Origin of the sequence: Flavobacterium sp. (assembly GCF_050696275.1) — a bacterium.
GTDB lineage: Bacteria > Bacteroidota > Bacteroidia > Flavobacteriales > Flavobacteriaceae > Flavobacterium.
Genome location: NZ_JBOGUT010000005.1, coordinates 46,774 through 64,542 on the forward strand (window position 1 = coordinate 46,774; position 17,769 = coordinate 64,542).

Below are 17,769 nucleotides of genomic sequence, written 5' to 3' on the forward strand. Positions count from 1 at the left end.
GATGTCAGTAAGAAAATTAAAACCTATTACCCCGGGTCAGCGTTTTAGAGTTGTTAATGGTTTTGACGCCATTACAACTGATAAGCCGGAGCGTTCATTGATCGCACCGATAAAAAACTCTGGAGGTAGAAATAGTCAAGGAAAAATGACCATGCGTTATACAGGCGGTGGTCACAAACAAAGATATCGTATCATTGATTTCAAAAGAACTAAAGCTGGAATTCCTGCTACAGTGAAATCAATCGAGTATGATCCAAACAGAACTGCTTTTATCGCATTATTAGCTTATGCTGATGGTGAGAAAACGTATATTATTGCTCAAAACGGATTGCAAGTTGGTCAAAAAGTTGTGTCAGGTGAAGGTTCAGCGCCAGAAATCGGAAATACTTTACCATTAAGCAAAATTCCATTAGGAACTGTAATATCTTGTATTGAGTTGCGTCCAGGTCAAGGAGCTGTTATTGCTCGTTCGGCTGGTACATTTGCTCAATTAATGGCGAGAGATGGTAAATACGCTACAATTAAAATGCCTTCAGGAGAGACAAGATTAATCTTGTTAACTTGTTCTGCAACAATTGGAGCTGTATCTAACTCTGATCATCAATTGATCGTATCTGGTAAAGCAGGTAGAACAAGATGGTTAGGTAGAAGACCTAGAACTAGACCAGTAGCGATGAACCCTGTTGATCACCCTATGGGAGGTGGTGAAGGACGTTCTTCTGGAGGTCATCCACGTTCAAGAAAAGGTTTACCGGCTAAAGGTTATAGAACTCGTTCTAAGCAAAACCCAAGTAACAAGTATATTGTAGAACGTAGAAAGAAATAATAAGATATGGCACGTTCATTAAAAAAAGGACCTTTCGTACACTATAAATTAGAAAAGAAAGTACAAGAAAACATAGAAGGCGGAAACAAAGGAGTTGTTAAAACTTGGTCTCGCGCATCTATGATTACTCCAGATTTCGTAGGACAAACAATCGCTGTGCACAACGGTCGTCAGTTTGTTCCGGTTTATGTAACTGAGAATATGGTAGGACATAAATTAGGAGAATTTTCACCAACAAGATCATTTAGAGGTCACGCTGGAGCAAAAAACAAAGGTAAAAAATAAGAAGCAATGGGAGTTCGTAAAAGAGAAACAGCAGACGCAAGAAAAGAGGCTAATAAGACTCTAGCTTTTGCAAAGTTAAATAACTGCCCTACTTCACCTAGAAAAATGCGCTTAGTAGCAGATCTAGTAAGAGGTCAGAAAGTGGAAAGAGCACTTAATATATTAAGATTTAGCTCTAAAGAAGCTTCAAGAAAATTAGAGAAACTATTATTATCTGCAATCAATAACTGGGAGCAGAAAAATAGTGAAGGTAATGTAGCTGAAGCAGGCTTGTTTATAAAAGAGATCAAAGTAGATGGTGGAATGATGTTGAAAAGACTTCGTCCAGCTCCACAAGGTCGTGCACACAGAATTAGAAAACGTTCTAACCACGTAACAATCGTGTTAGGAGCTATTAATAACACACAAAGCAATTAATAAAGATGGGACAAAAGACAAATCCAATCGGAAATCGCCTTGGTATCATCAGAGGATGGGATTCTAACTGGTATGGTGGTAATGACTACGGTGATAAAATCGCTGAAGACTACAAAATCAGAAAGTACATTCATGCTCGTTTATCAAAAGCTAGTGTATCTAAAGTAATTATCGAAAGAACTTTAAAACTTGTAACCGTTACTATCACTACTGCTAGACCTGGTATCATTATCGGAAAAGGTGGTCAAGAGGTAGACAAGTTGAAAGAGGAGCTTAAGAAAGTTACTGACAAAGAGGTTCAAATTAACATCTTTGAAATCAAAAGACCTGAGTTAGATGCTTATCTAGTTGCGACTAGTATCGCTCGTCAAATCGAAAGCCGTATCTCTTACAGAAGAGCTATTAAAATGGCAATCGCTGCGTCTATGAGAATGAATGCAGAAGGAATTAAAGTTTTAATTTCTGGTCGTTTGAATGGTGCTGAAATGGCACGTTCAGAAGGTTTTAAAGAAGGAAGAATTCCTCTATCAACTTTCAGAGCCGATATTGATTACGCTTTGGCTGAAGCGCATACTACTTACGGTAGAATGGGTATCAAAGTGTGGATCATGAAAGGTGAGGTTTATGGAAAGCGTGATTTATCTCCACTAGTTGGAATGGATAAAAAACAAGCTTCAGGTGGTAAAGGTGGTGATGCTCCTCGTGGAGGAAAACCAAACGGAAAACCAAATCCTCGTAAAAGAAAGTAATTTTTAAATTAAAGAAAAATGTTACAGCCTAAAAGAACAAAATACCGTAAGGTACAGAAAGGTAAAATGAAAGGAAACTCTCAAAGAGGGCACGAACTTTCTAATGGAATGTTTGGAATTAAATCTGTTCATGAAGATGGAGCTTTCTTGACGTCTCGTCAAATTGAAGCTGCTCGTATCGCCGCAACTCGTTACATGAAACGTGAAGGGCAATTATGGATCAAGATTTTCCCAGACAAACCTATAACAAAGAAACCTCTTGAAGTACGTATGGGTAAAGGTAAAGGTGCAGTTGAATACTGGGCTGCTGTTGTTAAACCAGGAAGAATTATGTTTGAAGTTGGAGGAGTTCCTTTGTCAGTTGCAAAAGAGGCGTTACGTCTTGCAGCTCAAAAACTACCAGTTAAAACTAAATTCGTCGTTGCTAGAGATTTCGAAGCATAATCAATATTATTATGAAACAATCAGAAATTAAAGATCTATCTGCAGCTGAGTTACAAGCTAAATTAGTTCAGTTAAAGAAAACTTACACCGACCTAAAAATCGCTCATGCTATTTCTCCTATCGAGAATCCACTTCAAATTAGAAGTTTAAGACGTTCAGTGGCAAGAATTGCAACTGAAATTAGCAAAAGAGAGCTACAATAATTGTATTCTGCTGAAAAGATGGAAAAAAGAAATTTAAGAAAAGAAAGAATTGGTGTCGTAACTAGTGACAAAATGGATAAATCTATTGTTGTAGCTGAAGTACGTAGAGTAAAACACCCATTATACGGTAAGTTCGTGTTAAAAACTAAGAAATACGTTGCGCACGACGAAACAAACGACTGTAACATTGGAGATACGGTAAAGATCATGGAAACAAGACCTTTGTCTAAGTCTAAATGTTGGAGACTAGTTGAAATCATTGAAAGAGCTAAATAATTATGGTACAACAAGAATCAAGACTAAGAGTAGCAGATAACACGGGAGCTAAAGAAGTTTTAACTATCCGTGTGCTTGGAGGAACGAAACGTCGTTATGCCTCTGTTGGAGATAAAATTGTAGTTTCTATCAAAGATGCAACACCTAACGGAAACGTTAAAAAAGGTGCTGTTTCAACTGCAGTTGTTGTACGTACCAAAAAAGAAGTGAGAAGAGCCGATGGTTCATACATCAGATTTGACGATAACGCTTGCGTATTGTTAAATGCTGCTGGTGAAATGAGAGGAACTCGTGTTTTTGGTCCGGTTGCAAGAGAACTTCGTGAAAAACAATTCATGAAAATTGTATCATTGGCACCTGAAGTGCTTTAATTATTTTATTAAGATGATAAAGCTAAAAATAAAATCAGGAGACATTGTTAGAGTAATTGCTGGTGACCATAAAGGTTCAGAAGGTAAAGTTCTAAAAGTGGATCGTGAAAAGAACAAAGCGATCGTTGAAGGTGTTAACATGGTTTCGAAACATACTAAACCAAGTGCAAAAAACCCTCAGGGAGGAATCGTTAAGAAAGAAGCTCCAATACAAATTTCAAACATATCTCTTATAGATCCTAAAACTAAGGAAACTACAAGAGTTGGAATTAAAGTTGAAGGAGATAAGAAAGTAAGATTTTCAAAAAAATCTAATCAAGTATTATAGTAATGGCTTATATACCTAGACTTAAAGAAGAATATAAGAGTAGAGTAATCTCTGCTCTTAAAGAAGAATTCGGTTACAAAAACGTAATGCAAGTTCCTAAATTGGAAAAAATCGTTTTGAGTAAAGGAGTTGGTGCAGCAGTATCTGATAAAAAACTTATCGATTATGCTGTAGAAGAGTTAACAAAAATTACTGGACAAAAAGCGGTAGCCACTATCTCTAAAAAAGACGTTGCGTCTTTTAAATTGAGAAAAGGAATGCCAATTGGAGCTAAAGTAACTCTTCGTGGAGAAAGAATGTATGAGTTCTTAGACAGATTAGTAACTTCGTCTCTTCCACGTGTAAGAGATTTTAGTGGAATTAAATCTACAGGTTTCGACGGTAGAGGAAATTACAACCTAGGAGTTCTTGAGCAAATTATCTTTCCAGAAATTGATATCGACAAAGTGAATAAGATCTCAGGTATGGATATTACTTTTGTAACTACTGCCGCTACAGATAAAGAAGCACGATCGTTATTGTCTGAATTAGGTTTACCTTTTAAAAAGAATTAAGATATGGCTAAAGAATCAATGAAAGCCCGTGAGGTTAAAAGAGAAAAAACGGTAGCTAAATATGCTGAGAAAAGAAAAGCTTTGTTAGAAGCTGGAGATTATGTATCTTTGCAAAAATTACCGAAAAATGCTTCACCTGTTCGTTTGCACAATCGTTGCAAATTAACTGGTAGACCAAGAGGGTATATGCGTCAATTCGGTATTTCTCGTGTTACATTCCGTGAAATGGCTAATAGTGGATTGATCCCAGGAGTTAAAAAAGCTAGCTGGTAATAAAAACGTTTTATCAATTGGTTAAAGGTTCAGTTAATGAGTATTAGCTGAAAACCATAGCCGCAATTTAATACATATGTATACAGATCCAATTGCCGATTATCTTACGAGAGTTAGAAACGCAGTGAAAGCTAACCACAAAGTGGTAGAGATTCCAGCTTCTAACATGAAAAAAGAAATCACAAAGATTTTATTCGATCAAGGGTATATTTTAAGTTACAAATTTGAGGACAACGCTGTTCAGGGTTCAATCAAAATCGCTCTTAAGTATGATAAAGATACTAAAGAGTCAGTAATTAAAGATATCCAAAGAATTAGTAAACCAGGTTTACGTAAATATGCAGGTGCATCTAACCTACCAAGAATCTTAAATGGTTTAGGTATTGCAATTGTTTCTACTTCTAAAGGTCTTATGACTGGGAAACAAGCAAAACAACTTAATGTTGGTGGTGAAGTAATTTGTTACGTATACTAATAATAGACTGCTGAAATGTCAAGAATAGGTAAAAATCCAATTGCAATTCCTGCTGGAGTAACTGTAGAAATCAATGATTCTATTGTTACAGTAAAAGGAAAATTAGGGCAACTTACACAAGACTATACCAACAATGTAACCGTTAAGGTTGAAGAAGGTCAAGTTATTGTTGAAAGAGCTGCTGATAGCAAACAAGAAAGAGCTCAACACGGTTTGTATAGAGCTTTAATCAATAACATGATTGCTGGTGTATCTACTGGTTTTACAAAAGAGTTGGAACTTGTTGGAGTAGGTTATAGAGCGTCAAATCAAGGTCAAAAACTTGATTTAGCTTTAGGTTATTCTCACAACATCGTTTTAGAAATTGCTCCTGAAGTTACTTTAGAAACAATATCTGAAAAAGGTAAAAACCCGATTGTAAAATTAACTTCATTCGATAAACAACTTTTAGGTCAGGTAGCTGCGAAAATCAGAGGTTTCCGTAAGCCTGAGCCGTACAAAGGAAAAGGTGTTAAATTTGTAGGTGAAGTATTAAGAAGAAAAGCAGGTAAATCAGCTTAAAAATTAAGATTATGTCATTAACAAAATCTGATAGAAGACAGAGAATACAGTACAGAATTAGAAAAATTGTTAGCGGAACTGCTGCAAGACCTCGTTTATCTGTATTCAGAAGTAACAAAGAAATCTATGCTCAACTTATAGATGATGTAAACGGTGTAACATTATTGGCAGCTTCTTCTCGTGAAAAAGGAGTAGATGCAAATGGTACTAAAATTGAAGTAGCTACTACTGTTGGGAAACTAATAGGAGAGAAAGCTTTGAAAGCAGGTATTGAGAATGTTACTTTCGATAGAGGTGGTTATTTATACCATGGTCGTGTGAAATCATTAGCAGAAGGCGCTAGAGCGGCTGGATTAAAATTCTAAGAAATTATGTATCATAAATACAAAAACGTAGAGTTAGTAAAACCGAGTGGTCTTGAATTAAAAGATCGTTTGGTAAGTGTGAATCGTGTTACTAAAGTTACAAAAGGTGGTAGAGCTTTCGGGTTTTCTGCAATTGTAGTAGTAGGAGACGAGAACGGAGTGGTTGGTCACGGATTAGGAAAATCTAAAGATGTTTCTGAAGCAATTGCGAAAGCAGTAGAAGATGCAAAGAAAAATTTAGTGAAAATTCCTCTAAGCGGTCAATCTGTTCCTCACGAACAAAAAGGTAAGTTTGGTGGAGCAAGAGTATTCTTGATGCCAGCTTCTCATGGTACTGGAGTAATTGCCGGTGGTGCTGTTCGTTCGGTTCTTGAATCTGTAGGTATTCACGATGTATTGTCAAAATCTCAAGGATCTTCTAATCCACACAACGTGGTAAAAGCAACTTTCGATGCATTATTGCAAATGAGAAGTGCTTACACGGTGTCAAGACAAAGAGGAATTTCATTAGAGAAAGTATTTAAAGGTTAATTCAAGGAAATTATGGCTAAAATATTAGTAAAACAAGTAACAAGCAAAATCAACTGTCCTCTTACACAAAAGAGAACATTGGAAGCTTTAGGTCTTCGTAAAATGGGACAAGTTGTTGAGCATGATGCAAGTCCTGCAATCCTTGGAATGGTAAATAAAGTTAAACACTTAGTTTCTGTGGAAGAAGCTAAATAACAAACACTGTTATGAATTTAAGTAATTTACAGCCAGCTGAAGGGTCAACACACAATCAAAATAAAAGATTAGGTAGAGGAGAAGGTTCTGGTAAAGGTGGTACTGCTGCACGCGGACACAAAGGAGCTAAATCTCGTTCTGGTTATTCTAAAAAGATTGGATTTGAAGGAGGTCAAATGCCACTTCAAAGACGTGTACCTAAATTTGGTTTCAAAAATATCAATAGAATTGAGTATCAAGGTGTAAATCTTGACAATCTTCAATTGCTTGTTGATAATGGTTTAGTTACTGATACTGTAGATATGACAGTATTTGTTACAAATCGTTTGGCTACTAAAACTGAAGTTGTTAAAATTTTAGGTAGAGGTGAGCTTAAAGCAAAATTAAAAGTTAGTGCACATAAATTTACTGCTACTGCAAAAGCTGCTATCGAAGCTGCTGGAGGAGAAGCTATAGAATTGTAATTTTCTAAACACGATGAAAAAATTTATTGAATCGTTACAGAACGTTTGGAAAATTGAGGAACTTAAAAACAGAATCCTAATTACATTAGGATTTCTGTTAGTTTATCGTTTTGGTACTCAAGTGCCGTTGCCAGGGATTGATATTTCCAAACTGCAAAATTTAACTAACCAGACTGATAGCGGTATTGGTTGGTTAATTGATGTTTTTACAGGAGGGGCATTTTCTCAAGCTTCAGTATTTGCATTGGGTATTATGCCTTATATTTCAGCATCTATTGTTGTTCAGCTAATGGGAATTGCGATTCCTTATTTGCAAAAACTTCAAAAAGAAGGTGAAAGCGGAAGAAAGAAGATGAATCAAATTACAAGATGGTTAACAATCGGTATTACACTGGTTCAAGGGCCGGGTTATATTTATAACTTGTACAGAACGTTACCGGCTGATGCTTTCTTGTTAGGTTTTAATTCATTTTCATTCTTATTTTCTTCAGTAATCATCTTATCTACAGGTACAATATTTGCTATGTGGTTAGGTGAAAAAATTACTGATAAAGGTATTGGTAATGGTATTTCGTTATTGATTTTACTGGGAATTGTTGCAAGAATGCCACAGGCGTTTATTCAAGAGTTTTCATCAGTAGTGACTAATAATAATGGTGGTCCAATGTTAATTGTACTTGAGGTTATTATTTGGTTATTAATAATCATAGCTTGTATTTTAATGGTTATGGCTGTTCGCAGAATTCCTGTGCAATATGCTCGTCGTTCAGTTTCTGGAGACTTAGAGCAAGATTTGATGGGTGGTAACAGACAATTTATTCCATTAAAACTAAATGCATCTGGAGTTATGCCAATCATTTTTGCGCAAGCAATTATGTTTATACCAGCAGCTGTTGCCGGATTATCACAATCTGAGGCTGCGCAATCAATTAGTGCAAGATTCAAAAATGTATTCGGGTGGGAGTACAATATATTATTTGCGTTGTTAATCGTTATTTTTACGTACTTTTACACCGCAATTAGTGTTCCTACTAATAAAATGGCAGATGATTTAAAAAGAAGTGGTGGTTTTATCCCTGGAGTTAAACCTGGTGTTGAAACAGCTGACTTTTTAGATAGAATCATGTCTTTGATTACTTTTCCAGGATCGTTATTCCTTGCTTTGTTAGCTGTGTTCCCAGCAATTATTGTAAGTGTAATGAGTGTTCAGTCACAATGGGCACATTTCTTCGGAGGTACATCATTATTAATTTTGGTTGGAGTTGCAATCGATACGATTCAACAAATCAATTCTTATTTGCTTAATAAGCATTATGATGGTTTGATGAAAAGTGGTAAAAACAGAAAAGCAGTAGCTTAATATGGCAAAACAATCAGCAATAGAGCAAGACGGATCTATCATCGAAGCATTGTCAAATGCGATGTTCCGTGTTGAATTAGAAAATGGGCATATCGTAATTGCTCACATTTCAGGAAAAATGCGTATGCATTACATCAAATTATTACCTGGTGATAAAGTGAAACTTGAAATGAGTCCATACGATTTGTCAAAAGCAAGAATTACTTATAGATACTAAACTAATATGAAAGTAAGAGCATCAGTTAAAAAGAGAAGTGCCGAATGCGTTATCGTTCGTAGAAAAGGCAGATTGTACGTTATTAACAAAAAGAATCCTAGATTTAAACAAAGACAAGGATAATTATGGCAAGAATAGCAGGGGTAGATATTCCCAAAAATAAAAGAGGTGTCATTGCATTGACCTATATCTTCGGAATTGGAAGAAGCAGAGCTATTGAGATTTTAGAAAAAGCTCAAGTTAGTCAAGACAAAAAAGTACAAGATTGGAATGATGATGAGATCGGTGGTATCCGTGAAGCTGTTTCATACTTCAAAATTGAAGGTGAATTGCGTTCAGAAGTTTCATTAAACATCAAACGTTTAATGGATATCGGTTGTTACAGAGGGATTCGTCACAGATCTGGACTTCCATTAAGAGGTCAAAGAACTAAAAACAATTCTAGAACAAGAAAAGGTAAGAGAAAAACTGTTGCTAACAAGAAAAAAGCAACTAAATAATAAGTAGTAATATGGCGAAGGCAAGTACAAAAAAACGTAAAGTTATAGTAGAGTCAACTGGAGAAGCTCATATTAGTGCAACTTTTAACAACATCATCATTTCTTTGACTAATAAGAAAGGTGAAGTAGTTTCTTGGTCATCAGCTGGTAAAATGGGCTTTAGAGGTTCTAAAAAGAACACTCCGTATGCTGCTCAAATGGCTGCTGAAGATTGTTCTAAAGTTGCATTAGAAGCTGGATTGAAGAAAGTGAAAGTTTTTGTTAAAGGACCAGGTAACGGTAGAGAATCTGCTATCAGATCTTTGCATAATTCTGGTATCGAAGTAACAGAAATCATTGACGTTACTCCACTTCCACACAATGGATGTCGTCCTCCAAAAAGACGTAGAGTTTAATTTTATATTTAAGTATAACTAGGTAGAACATAGATTATCGGAGGATTTGACCTGAATTCATAATCTCTACCTTAATAATTTTTAGAAATGGCAAGATATACTGGTCCAAGTACTAGGATTGCTCGTAAATTTGGCGAAGCAATCTTCGGTGATGATAAATCATTCGAAAAAAGAAATTATCCTCCTGGGCAACATGGTTTGGCTAAAAAAAGAGGTAAAAAATCTGAATATGCTGTCCAATTAATGGAGAAGCAAAAAGCTAAATATTCTTATGGAATTTTAGAAAAACAATTCAGAAACTTATTTGAAAAAGCAGCTGCTTCAAAAGGTGTAACAGGTGAAATCCTTTTACAATTATGTGAAGCTCGTTTAGACAATGTAGTTTATAGAATGGGTATTGCTCCATCAAGAAGAGCAGCAAGACAAATCGTTTCTCACAGACACGTTACTGTAAACGGTGAGCTTGTAAACGTACCTTCATACCATTTAAAACCTGGTGACAAAGTTGCTGTTCGTGAAAAATCTAAATCTTTAGAAGCTATCGAACGTTCTTTATCAAATTCAAGTCATGTTTATGAGTGGATTACATGGAATAACGACACAAAAGAAGGTACTTTTGTTTCTGTTCCTGCAAGATTGCAAATCCCAGAAAACATTAAAGAACAACTAATCGTCGAATTGTACAACAAATAATAATTGACATCAGTCGAAATTTATGGCAATATTTAATTTTCAGAAGCCCGATAAAGTTATCATGATCGATTCAACCGATTTTGAAGGTAAGTTTGAATTCAGACCTTTAGAACCTGGTTACGGATTGACTGTTGGTAATGCACTTAGAAGAGTTTTACTTTCTGCATTGGAAGGTTATGCAATCACATCTATTCGTATAGAAGGTGTTGATCATGAATTCTCTACTATTTCCGGAGTGGTTGAAGATGTTACCGAAATTATCCTTAATCTTAAACAAGTACGTTTTAAGCGTCAAATTGAAGATGTTGATAATGAATCTGTATCTATTTCAATCTCTGGAAAAGATCAAATTACAGCTGGTGATTTCCAAAAATTCATTTCTGGATTCCAAGTCTTAAATCCTGAATTAGTAATTTGCAATCTTGATAGTAAAGTTAACCTTAATATGGAACTGACTATCGAAAAAGGTAGAGGTTACGTTCCTGCAGAGGAGAACAAAAAACAAAATGCTGCAATCGGTACTATATTTACTGATTCTATCTTTACACCTGTAAAGAATGTGAAGTATGCAATTGAAAATTTCCGTGTAGAGCAAAAAACAGATTACGAAAAATTAGTTTTTGAAATCAAGACAGATGGATCTATTCATCCTAAAGATGCTCTTACTGAAGCTGCAAAAGTATTAATTCACCATTTCATGTTGTTTTCTGACGAAAGAATTACACTTGAGGCTGATGAAATTGCTCAAACAGAATCTTACGATGAAGAATCATTACATATGAGACAATTGCTTAAAACTAAGCTTGTTGATATGGATTTATCTGTTAGAGCTTTAAATTGCTTGAAAGCAGCTGAAGTTGATACATTAGGAGACTTAGTATCGTTCAATAAAAATGACTTAATGAAATTCCGTAATTTCGGTAAGAAATCGTTGACAGAGCTTGACGAATTGGTTGCCGTTAAAAATTTAACTTTCGGAATGGATTTAGCTAAATACAAATTAGATAAAGAATAAATTACTTCATATTTTGCTCTCCAAAGAGGATTGAAGCAAGATGAAGTTAAAAAAAACACGTCATGAGACACGGAAAAAAATTCAATCACTTAAGCAGACAGACTGGACATAGAAAAGCTATGTTAGCTAATATGGCTTGTTCTCTAATTGAGCACAAACGTATTAACACTACAGTTGCTAAAGCTAAAGCGCTTAAACAATTCGTTGAGCCGCTTATTACAAAATCAAAGGAAGATACAACTCACAATCGTCGTATATGTTTTTCTTACTTACGTAGCAAATATGCCGTAACTGATTTATTCAGAGACGTAGCAGCTAAAGTAGGAGATCGTCCAGGAGGATACACACGTATTATCAAATTAGGTAATCGTTTAGGAGATAATGCTGATATGGCAATGATCGAATTAGTAGACTTCAACGAACTATACAATGGTGGTAAAAAAGAAGAGAAAAAAGCTAAAAGCCGTCGTGGTGGAAAAGCTAAAAAAGCGGATACGCCAGTTGCTGAAACTCCAGCTCCTGAAGCTCCAGCTGCATCTTCTGAAGAAACTACTGATAGTGCAGAATAATATGAATCTTACTTCATAAATATTAAGGATAAACTTTTACTAGTTTATCCTTTTTTTTTGAATTATTTTTGCAAAATAAATAACTACAATGCAACACACAACAAAACAAAAAGCCATTTTATTATTAAGCGACGGAACCATCTTCCATGGCAAGTCAATTGGAATCAGTGGAACGACCTTTGGGGAAGTTTGCTTCAATACCGGGACAACCGGTTACCAGGAAATCTTTACTGATCCGTCTTATTTTGGGCAAATCATGGTAGCTACTAATGCTCATATTGGTAATTACGGAGTAAACGCTAACGAAGTAGAATCAGATAGAATCATGATTTCCGGATTGGTTTGTAAAAATTTTTCGGTGAACCACTCTCGTCCTGATTCAGAAAGCGATTTATTCGATTATTTTCAAAAGCAGAACCTGGTTTGCATTTCTGATGTTGACACCAGAGCTCTTGTGAGTTATATTCGCGATAATGGAGCTATGAATGCTGTTATTTCTACAGATGGAACTTCGGTTGAAGAACTTAAAAAACAACTGGATCTGATCCCGGATATGAATGGATTGGAATTGGCTTCGAAAGTATCTACTACAACTCCTTATTTCTTTGGAGATGAAAATGCAACGTATAAAATCTCTGCTTTGGACTTAGGAATCAAGAGAAACATCTTGAGAAACCTGGCTAAGAGAGATTGCTATATCAAAGTTTTCCCGTACAATGCCACTTTTGAAGAAATGAAAGCTTTCAATCCTGACGGTTATTTCCTTTCCAACGGACCTGGAGATCCTGATCCTTTATTTGAGGCAATTGCTACAGCAAAAGAAATTATTTCAGGGAATTATCCGCTTTTTGGTATCTGTTTAGGACATCAGGTTATTGCCTTGGCTAACGGTGTTTCAACATATAAGATGTTCAACGGACACAGAGGGATTAATCATCCGGTTAAGAATCTGATTACCGGAAAAGGAGAAATCACATCGCAAAACCACGGATTTGCAGTGAATAAAGAAGAATTGGACAATCACGCTGATTTGGAAATTACGCATTTACATATCAATGATGAGACAGTGGCGGGAATGCGAATGAAGTCTAAAAATTGCTTTTCGGTGCAATACCATCCGGAAGCAAGCCCTGGACCTCATGATTCGTCGTATTTGTTTGACCAATTTATTGAGAATATAAAACTTTCAAAATAGTAATAGTATCATTAATAACATTCGATTTTTGAAGAAAAGCATTTTCAGGGATTGAATATATTTGTAATAACCTTAAATTTTAAAAATACTATGAGTATCATCATAAAAATACATGCAAGACAAATCCTTGATTCAAGAGGAAATCCAACTATTGAAGTAGATGTAATCACTGAAAACGGTGTTTTAGGCCGTGCTGCTGTTCCTTCAGGAGCGTCAACAGGTGAGCATGAAGCAGTTGAATTGCGTGACGGCGGAAAAGCCTTTATGGGTAAAGGAGTACTGAAAGCTGTTGAAAACGTTAATATAACTATTGCTAATGAATTGATGGGGACTTCTGTTTTTGAACAGAATCTTATTGATAAAACGATGATTGAATTAGATGGTACGCCAAATAAATCCAATTTGGGAGCCAATGCTATTCTTGGAGTTTCTTTGGCAGTAGCCAAAGCAGCAGCCAACGAATTAGGATTGCCATTGTACAGATATATCGGAGGTGTTTCGGCAAATACATTGCCTGTACCTATGATGAACATCATTAATGGAGGATCACATTCTGATGCGCCAATCGCTTTTCAGGAGTTTATGATTATGCCGGTAAAAGCCACTTCGTTTACACATGCAATGCAAATGGGAACGGAAATTTTTCACAACCTTAAGAAAGTGTTACACGACAGAAACTTATCTACGGCAGTAGGAGATGAAGGAGGATTTGCACCTAATTTACCAGGAGGAACTGAAGATGCTTTGGATTCTATTAAAAAAGCAGTTGAAAATGCAGGTTATACTTTTGGGGATGATATTATGATTGCTTTAGACTGTGCTGCTTCTGAGTTTTATGTAAACGGAAAATACGATTACACAAAATTTGAAGGAGAAACAGGAAAAGTAAGAAGTTCAGAAGAACAAGCAGATTATCTGGCAGAATTAACGCAGAAATACCCAATTGTTTCTATTGAAGACGGAATGTATGAAGATGACTGGGCTGGCTGGAAATACTTAACAGAGAAAATAGGTGATAAAGTACAATTGGTTGGAGATGATCTGTTTGTAACAAATGTACAGCGTTTGTCCCGAGGAATTTCGGAAGGAATTGCTAACTCGATTTTAGTAAAAGTGAACCAAATTGGAACTTTGACAGAAACTATTGCAGCTGTAAATATGGCGCATAATGCAGGATATACTTCAGTAATGTCACACCGTTCAGGAGAAACAGAAGATAATACCATTGCAGATTTAGCAGTAGCATTAAACTGTGGTCAGATCAAAACAGGATCAGCTTCCCGTTCGGATCGTATGGCAAAATACAATCAATTGCTTCGTATTGAAGAAGAATTGAATGAGGTAGCGTATTTCCCTGGAGTACGTGCTTTTAAAGTGAAATAATCTTAGATTATACATAGTATATGCACCCGTTGGCTAATTAGTCAGCGGGTGTTTTTGTTTGGAAGAGGCTGGATAACTTTCACGGAAGTGCTAAAATGACTTCCGGCTGAGCTAATCAGGCTTTTGGGGAAGACAATATGAAAATAGGAAGGACAAATAAGAAGATAATGTAACGGCAGTTTATCGAATTCTCATTCAAACCCGTCAAATTCTCATTTGTGCTTTGCTGTATGAAAGTAAAGATTATTTTTGTTTATCCCAATTTTTGGCAAAAAACCAGTTATGAAAATATACCATTACTTTCTTTTCCTGCTTCTTGTTTCTACTACTCGTGTTGCTTCTCAGAATAAAGCAGCTGACAGCCTGATTACTGTTTTTAAAAATGCAAAAAATGATATCGACAAGGTAGAATTGCTGAACGCTATTGCAAGCGAATACCGGACAGACAGTCCTAAAAAGATGCTGGATTATGCAGAAAAAGCACTGCAATTATCTCAAAAGATCCAATACAGATTGGCAGAAGGGAATGCGTATCTGAACAAAGGAAATGCATCTATTATTCTGGGAGATTATGTTTTGGCCCTGCAAAATTTTTCGAATGCACAAGCTGTTTTTGAAAGTGAAGAAGAAAAGAGAACCGGAGGAGAAAAAGCGGAAGTCAATAATGGATTGGCCCGTGCTTATGGAAGTGTTGGGATTGTTTTTTCGGAACAGAGCAATTATTCGAAAGCCCTTCAGTACCATTTGAAAGCCCTGAAGATTTATGAAGAAAGCAGGAATTATGAAAAAATGGCCAGAGTATATAATAACGTCGGTATTGTGTACAAAGCTCAGGGCGAGGATTTTAAAGCCCTGCAATATTTTATAAAATGCTTAAAAATACAGCAGAAAATAGGAGACAATACCGTAGGAATTACCACAACGAATATTGGAAGTATTTACCAGAACCAGAAGAATTATCCGAAAGCCTTTGAATACTATACCAAAGCCCAGCAGTTATTTGACAAACACCCAAATAATAGAGGGCTTGGAGAATTGTACAACAATATCGGGTTGTATTATAAAAATACGAATAATCAATCTAAAGCATTGGAGAGTTATTCGAGAGCGCTGGAACGGTTTGCTTCCATTGAAGATAAATTTGGTGTGTCAGATACTTATTTTTATATCGGAGATATTTATTATGAGCAGGGAAAATACCAGGAAGCTTTGGTGAATACCTCTAAATCGTTAGAACTTGCAAGAGCGCTTGATATTACGGAGCAGGTAGAGCATGCAGAAAAAAGATTGAGTGAAATTTATGAAAAGCAAGGCAAATCTGCGGAAGCGTTACAACACTACAAATTGTACAGCATTGCCAAAGACAGCGTGAGCAATCATGAAAGCATCCGCAACAGCGTGAGAGCCGAAATGAATTTTGAGTTTGAAAAGAAAGAAGCCATACAGAAAAAGGAGCAGGAGAAAAAAGAAATCGTTTATAAAGAACAAGTAAAAAGACACAGTCAGCAGATCGTGTTTACTGCACTTTTGATTTTATTGTTATGCGGTATCGTATTTCTGATTTATAACAGACTGCAACTTAAAAAGCACTTGACACTTCAGAAAGAATTGGCAGAATACGAGCAAAAAGCGCTGCACTTGCAGATGAATCCGCACTTTGTGTTTAATTGCTTAGGATCTATTTCGAGTTTTATTGTACAGAACGGTACGGATTCAGCGATTAAATACCTTTCTAAATTTTCGAAACTGATGCGACTTACTTTGGAATATTCGAAAGAGTCTTTAATCCCGATTGACAAGGAAATTGAAAGTCTGCAGAATTATCTTGAACTGGAGCAGCTTCGCTTCAATAAAAAATTTGAATTTGCCATTACCAAAAGTGGAGAAATAGAAGATGATATGGGACTGCCTCCTTTGTTGCTGCAGCCGTTTGTAGAGAATGCGATTATTCACGGTTTGATTCCGAAAAAAGAATCAGGGAAGCTGGATGTAGATTTTGCACTAAACGGAGAGAACCTGATTTGCACGATAACTGATAATGGTATTGGGTTTAATAAATCGAAAGAATTAAAAGAGAATCTTGTTTCAGTGCATAAATCTATGGCATTGGACATTACCAGAAAGCGATTGGAAATGATGGAAGCTTATACCTCCAAAAAAGCCAAGGTAGAAATAGAAGAACTTACCGAAAACGGAGTGGTTTTAGGAACTAAAGTGGTTTTGAATTTGCCGATACAGTTTGTGGGTGAAGAAGGAAGAAGCAAACGATAGAGAATAGATATAAATAGTTTTTAGCTTAAAGCAAGAATATGATAACAGCCCTATTAATAGATGACGATGCTAATTTGCGAAATGGAATGAAAAGCCTTTTGGAAAGATACGCGCCGGAAATAAAGATTATTGGAGAAGCCGATAGCGTGAAAACCGGAATCGAGACCATGCAATTGCTAAATCCGGAAGTTGTTTTTCTGGATATTCAGTTGGGTGACGGAACTGGGTTTGATGTTCTGGAAGAGATTGCAAATAAGAAAGGGAAGTCAACATCTCATATTGTGTTTATTACAGCTCATGAGCAATATGCTGTGAAGGCATTCCGATTTAGCGCGCTTGATTTTCTTTTGAAACCGGTTGATCCGGAAGAATTGGAAAAAGTAGTGGTGAAGCTTAAGAATGTGCTGCATAAAAATGACAGTTATGCCCACATAGATTTGTTGCTGGAAAACATTCGTAAAAAGGTAGACAATTTCAGGAGGATTGCGCTTTCAACTTCCGATGGAATCCATTTGTTTGAGATCAGTGATATTATCCGATGTGAAAGTGAAGACAATTATACGAAGTTCTATATTAAAAATAATAAACCGATTCTGATTTCGAAAACACTGAAAGAATACGAAGATATGCTGACAGAACATGGATTTGAAAGGATTCATCAATCGCATCTGATTAATCTTTCGTATTTGAAATCGTATATCAAGAAAGACGGTGGTTATGTTGTGATGGCAGATAACAGCAATTTGCCTATTTCGCAGCGGAAGAAAGAACGATTACAGGAATTATTAAAAACCATGTAGCAAATTCTAACCGAAACCAGTCGAATACTCAATTGCCGGAATAAACCATTTGTA

At 36.0% G+C, this 17,769-nt stretch carries 29 protein-coding genes; all 29 read left to right on the top strand.

The genetic code is table 11. The annotated features are described in order from the left end of the window. Position 1 precedes the first annotated feature (1 nt). The 29 genes from rplB (at position 2) to ACRDEC_RS04435 (ending at position 17,715) form a co-directional block, all read left to right on the top strand. Complete coding sequence (gene rplB / locus ACRDEC_RS04295) at positions 2-826, top strand: 50S ribosomal protein L2 (protein ID WP_135527142.1); 825 nt, start codon at positions 2-4, stop codon at positions 824-826. 6 nt (positions 827-832) lie between these two features. Continuing rightward, positions 833-1,111, top strand: a complete 279-nt coding sequence (gene rpsS, locus ACRDEC_RS04300) for a 30S ribosomal protein S19 (RefSeq protein ID WP_073311710.1) — start codon at positions 833-835, stop codon at positions 1,109-1,111. 6 nt (positions 1,112-1,117) lie between these two features. After that, positions 1,118-1,528: a 50S ribosomal protein L22 gene (gene rplV / locus ACRDEC_RS04305; protein ID WP_431497103.1), complete on the top strand. Its 411-nt coding sequence runs from the start codon at positions 1,118-1,120 to the stop codon at positions 1,526-1,528. Positions 1,529-1,533: 5 nt separating this feature from the next. Next, complete coding sequence (rpsC, locus tag ACRDEC_RS04310; RefSeq protein WP_135527144.1) at positions 1,534-2,277, top strand: 30S ribosomal protein S3; 744 nt, start codon at positions 1,534-1,536, stop codon at positions 2,275-2,277. Positions 2,278-2,295: 18 nt separating this feature from the next. Then, positions 2,296-2,721: a 50S ribosomal protein L16 gene (gene rplP, locus ACRDEC_RS04315; RefSeq protein ID WP_200107070.1), complete on the top strand. Its 426-nt coding sequence runs from the start codon at positions 2,296-2,298 to the stop codon at positions 2,719-2,721. A gap of 11 nt (positions 2,722-2,732) precedes the next feature. After that, positions 2,733-2,924, top strand: a complete 192-nt coding sequence (gene rpmC / locus ACRDEC_RS04320) for a 50S ribosomal protein L29 (RefSeq protein ID WP_431497104.1) — start codon at positions 2,733-2,735, stop codon at positions 2,922-2,924. Positions 2,925-2,942: 18 nt separating this feature from the next. Next, positions 2,943-3,200 carry a 30S ribosomal protein S17 gene (gene rpsQ, locus ACRDEC_RS04325; protein WP_431497105.1) on the top strand — a complete coding sequence of 86 codons (258 nt, stop codon included), beginning with the start codon at positions 2,943-2,945 and terminating at the stop codon, positions 3,198-3,200. Positions 3,201-3,202: 2 nt separating this feature from the next. Next, positions 3,203-3,571: a 50S ribosomal protein L14 gene (gene rplN, locus ACRDEC_RS04330; protein WP_129436249.1), complete on the top strand. Its 369-nt coding sequence runs from the start codon at positions 3,203-3,205 to the stop codon at positions 3,569-3,571. Between the two features lie 13 nt (positions 3,572-3,584). Then, a complete protein-coding gene (rplX, locus tag ACRDEC_RS04335; protein ID WP_431497106.1) occupies positions 3,585-3,899 on the top strand; it encodes a 50S ribosomal protein L24 in 315 nt (104 codons plus the stop codon). A 2-nt stretch (positions 3,900-3,901) separates the two neighbouring features. Next, positions 3,902-4,453 (top strand): 50S ribosomal protein L5, encoded by a 552-nt coding sequence (rplE, locus tag ACRDEC_RS04340; protein WP_431497107.1) that lies wholly within the window; start codon positions 3,902-3,904, stop codon positions 4,451-4,453. Between the two features lie 3 nt (positions 4,454-4,456). Further along, positions 4,457-4,726, top strand: a complete 270-nt coding sequence (gene rpsN, locus ACRDEC_RS04345; protein WP_135527150.1) for a 30S ribosomal protein S14 — start codon at positions 4,457-4,459, stop codon at positions 4,724-4,726. Positions 4,727-4,802: 76 nt separating this feature from the next. Further along, positions 4,803-5,201: a 30S ribosomal protein S8 gene (gene rpsH, locus ACRDEC_RS04350; protein WP_431497108.1), complete on the top strand. Its 399-nt coding sequence runs from the start codon at positions 4,803-4,805 to the stop codon at positions 5,199-5,201. A gap of 15 nt (positions 5,202-5,216) precedes the next feature. After that, positions 5,217-5,762 carry a 50S ribosomal protein L6 gene (gene rplF, locus ACRDEC_RS04355; RefSeq protein ID WP_431497109.1) on the top strand — a complete coding sequence of 182 codons (546 nt, stop codon included), beginning with the start codon at positions 5,217-5,219 and terminating at the stop codon, positions 5,760-5,762. A gap of 11 nt (positions 5,763-5,773) precedes the next feature. Continuing rightward, positions 5,774-6,127, top strand: coding sequence for a 50S ribosomal protein L18 (gene rplR / locus ACRDEC_RS04360; protein WP_431497110.1), 354 nt, complete (start codon positions 5,774-5,776; stop codon positions 6,125-6,127). A gap of 6 nt (positions 6,128-6,133) precedes the next feature. Next, positions 6,134-6,658, top strand: coding sequence for a 30S ribosomal protein S5 (gene rpsE, locus ACRDEC_RS04365; RefSeq protein WP_091476826.1), 525 nt, complete (start codon positions 6,134-6,136; stop codon positions 6,656-6,658). A gap of 12 nt (positions 6,659-6,670) precedes the next feature. Then, positions 6,671-6,853: a 50S ribosomal protein L30 gene (gene rpmD, locus ACRDEC_RS04370; RefSeq protein WP_431497111.1), complete on the top strand. Its 183-nt coding sequence runs from the start codon at positions 6,671-6,673 to the stop codon at positions 6,851-6,853. Between the two features lie 11 nt (positions 6,854-6,864). After that, positions 6,865-7,317: a 50S ribosomal protein L15 gene (rplO, locus tag ACRDEC_RS04375; protein ID WP_135527155.1), complete on the top strand. Its 453-nt coding sequence runs from the start codon at positions 6,865-6,867 to the stop codon at positions 7,315-7,317. Between the two features lie 13 nt (positions 7,318-7,330). Continuing rightward, positions 7,331-8,677, top strand: coding sequence for a preprotein translocase subunit SecY (secY, locus tag ACRDEC_RS04380; RefSeq protein ID WP_431497112.1), 1,347 nt, complete (start codon positions 7,331-7,333; stop codon positions 8,675-8,677). A gap of 1 nt (position 8,678) precedes the next feature. Further along, complete coding sequence (infA, locus tag ACRDEC_RS04385) at positions 8,679-8,894, top strand: translation initiation factor IF-1 (protein WP_007136545.1); 216 nt, start codon at positions 8,679-8,681, stop codon at positions 8,892-8,894. Between the two features lie 6 nt (positions 8,895-8,900). Then, a complete protein-coding gene (ykgO, locus tag ACRDEC_RS04390) occupies positions 8,901-9,017 on the top strand; it encodes a type B 50S ribosomal protein L36 (protein WP_084139925.1) in 117 nt (38 codons plus the stop codon). Positions 9,018-9,019: 2 nt separating this feature from the next. Next, on the top strand, positions 9,020-9,394 hold the full coding sequence (rpsM, locus tag ACRDEC_RS04395) for a 30S ribosomal protein S13 (protein ID WP_431497113.1): 375 nt from the start codon (positions 9,020-9,022) through the stop codon (positions 9,392-9,394). A gap of 11 nt (positions 9,395-9,405) precedes the next feature. Beyond that, positions 9,406-9,789: a 30S ribosomal protein S11 gene (gene rpsK / locus ACRDEC_RS04400; RefSeq protein ID WP_135527158.1), complete on the top strand. Its 384-nt coding sequence runs from the start codon at positions 9,406-9,408 to the stop codon at positions 9,787-9,789. An 87-nt stretch (positions 9,790-9,876) separates the two neighbouring features. After that, entirely contained in the window at positions 9,877-10,482 is a 606-nt protein-coding gene (gene rpsD / locus ACRDEC_RS04405; protein ID WP_431497114.1) for a 30S ribosomal protein S4, read from the top strand. Positions 10,483-10,504: 22 nt separating this feature from the next. Next, entirely contained in the window at positions 10,505-11,497 is a 993-nt protein-coding gene (locus ACRDEC_RS04410) for a DNA-directed RNA polymerase subunit alpha (protein WP_135527160.1), read from the top strand. 62 nt (positions 11,498-11,559) lie between these two features. Then, a complete protein-coding gene (gene rplQ / locus ACRDEC_RS04415) occupies positions 11,560-12,066 on the top strand; it encodes a 50S ribosomal protein L17 (RefSeq protein ID WP_431497115.1) in 507 nt (168 codons plus the stop codon). A gap of 88 nt (positions 12,067-12,154) precedes the next feature. Then, positions 12,155-13,261 (top strand): glutamine-hydrolyzing carbamoyl-phosphate synthase small subunit, encoded by a 1,107-nt coding sequence (gene carA, locus ACRDEC_RS04420; protein WP_431497116.1) that lies wholly within the window; start codon positions 12,155-12,157, stop codon positions 13,259-13,261. A gap of 90 nt (positions 13,262-13,351) precedes the next feature. Further along, complete coding sequence (eno, locus tag ACRDEC_RS04425) at positions 13,352-14,644, top strand: phosphopyruvate hydratase (protein WP_431497117.1); 1,293 nt, start codon at positions 13,352-13,354, stop codon at positions 14,642-14,644. 282 nt (positions 14,645-14,926) lie between these two features. Continuing rightward, entirely contained in the window at positions 14,927-16,915 is a 1,989-nt protein-coding gene (locus ACRDEC_RS04430; protein ID WP_431497118.1) for a tetratricopeptide repeat-containing sensor histidine kinase, read from the top strand. Positions 16,916-16,953: 38 nt separating this feature from the next. Next, a complete protein-coding gene (locus tag ACRDEC_RS04435) occupies positions 16,954-17,715 on the top strand; it encodes a LytR/AlgR family response regulator transcription factor (protein WP_431497119.1) in 762 nt (253 codons plus the stop codon). Positions 17,716-17,769: the final 54 nt, after the last annotated feature.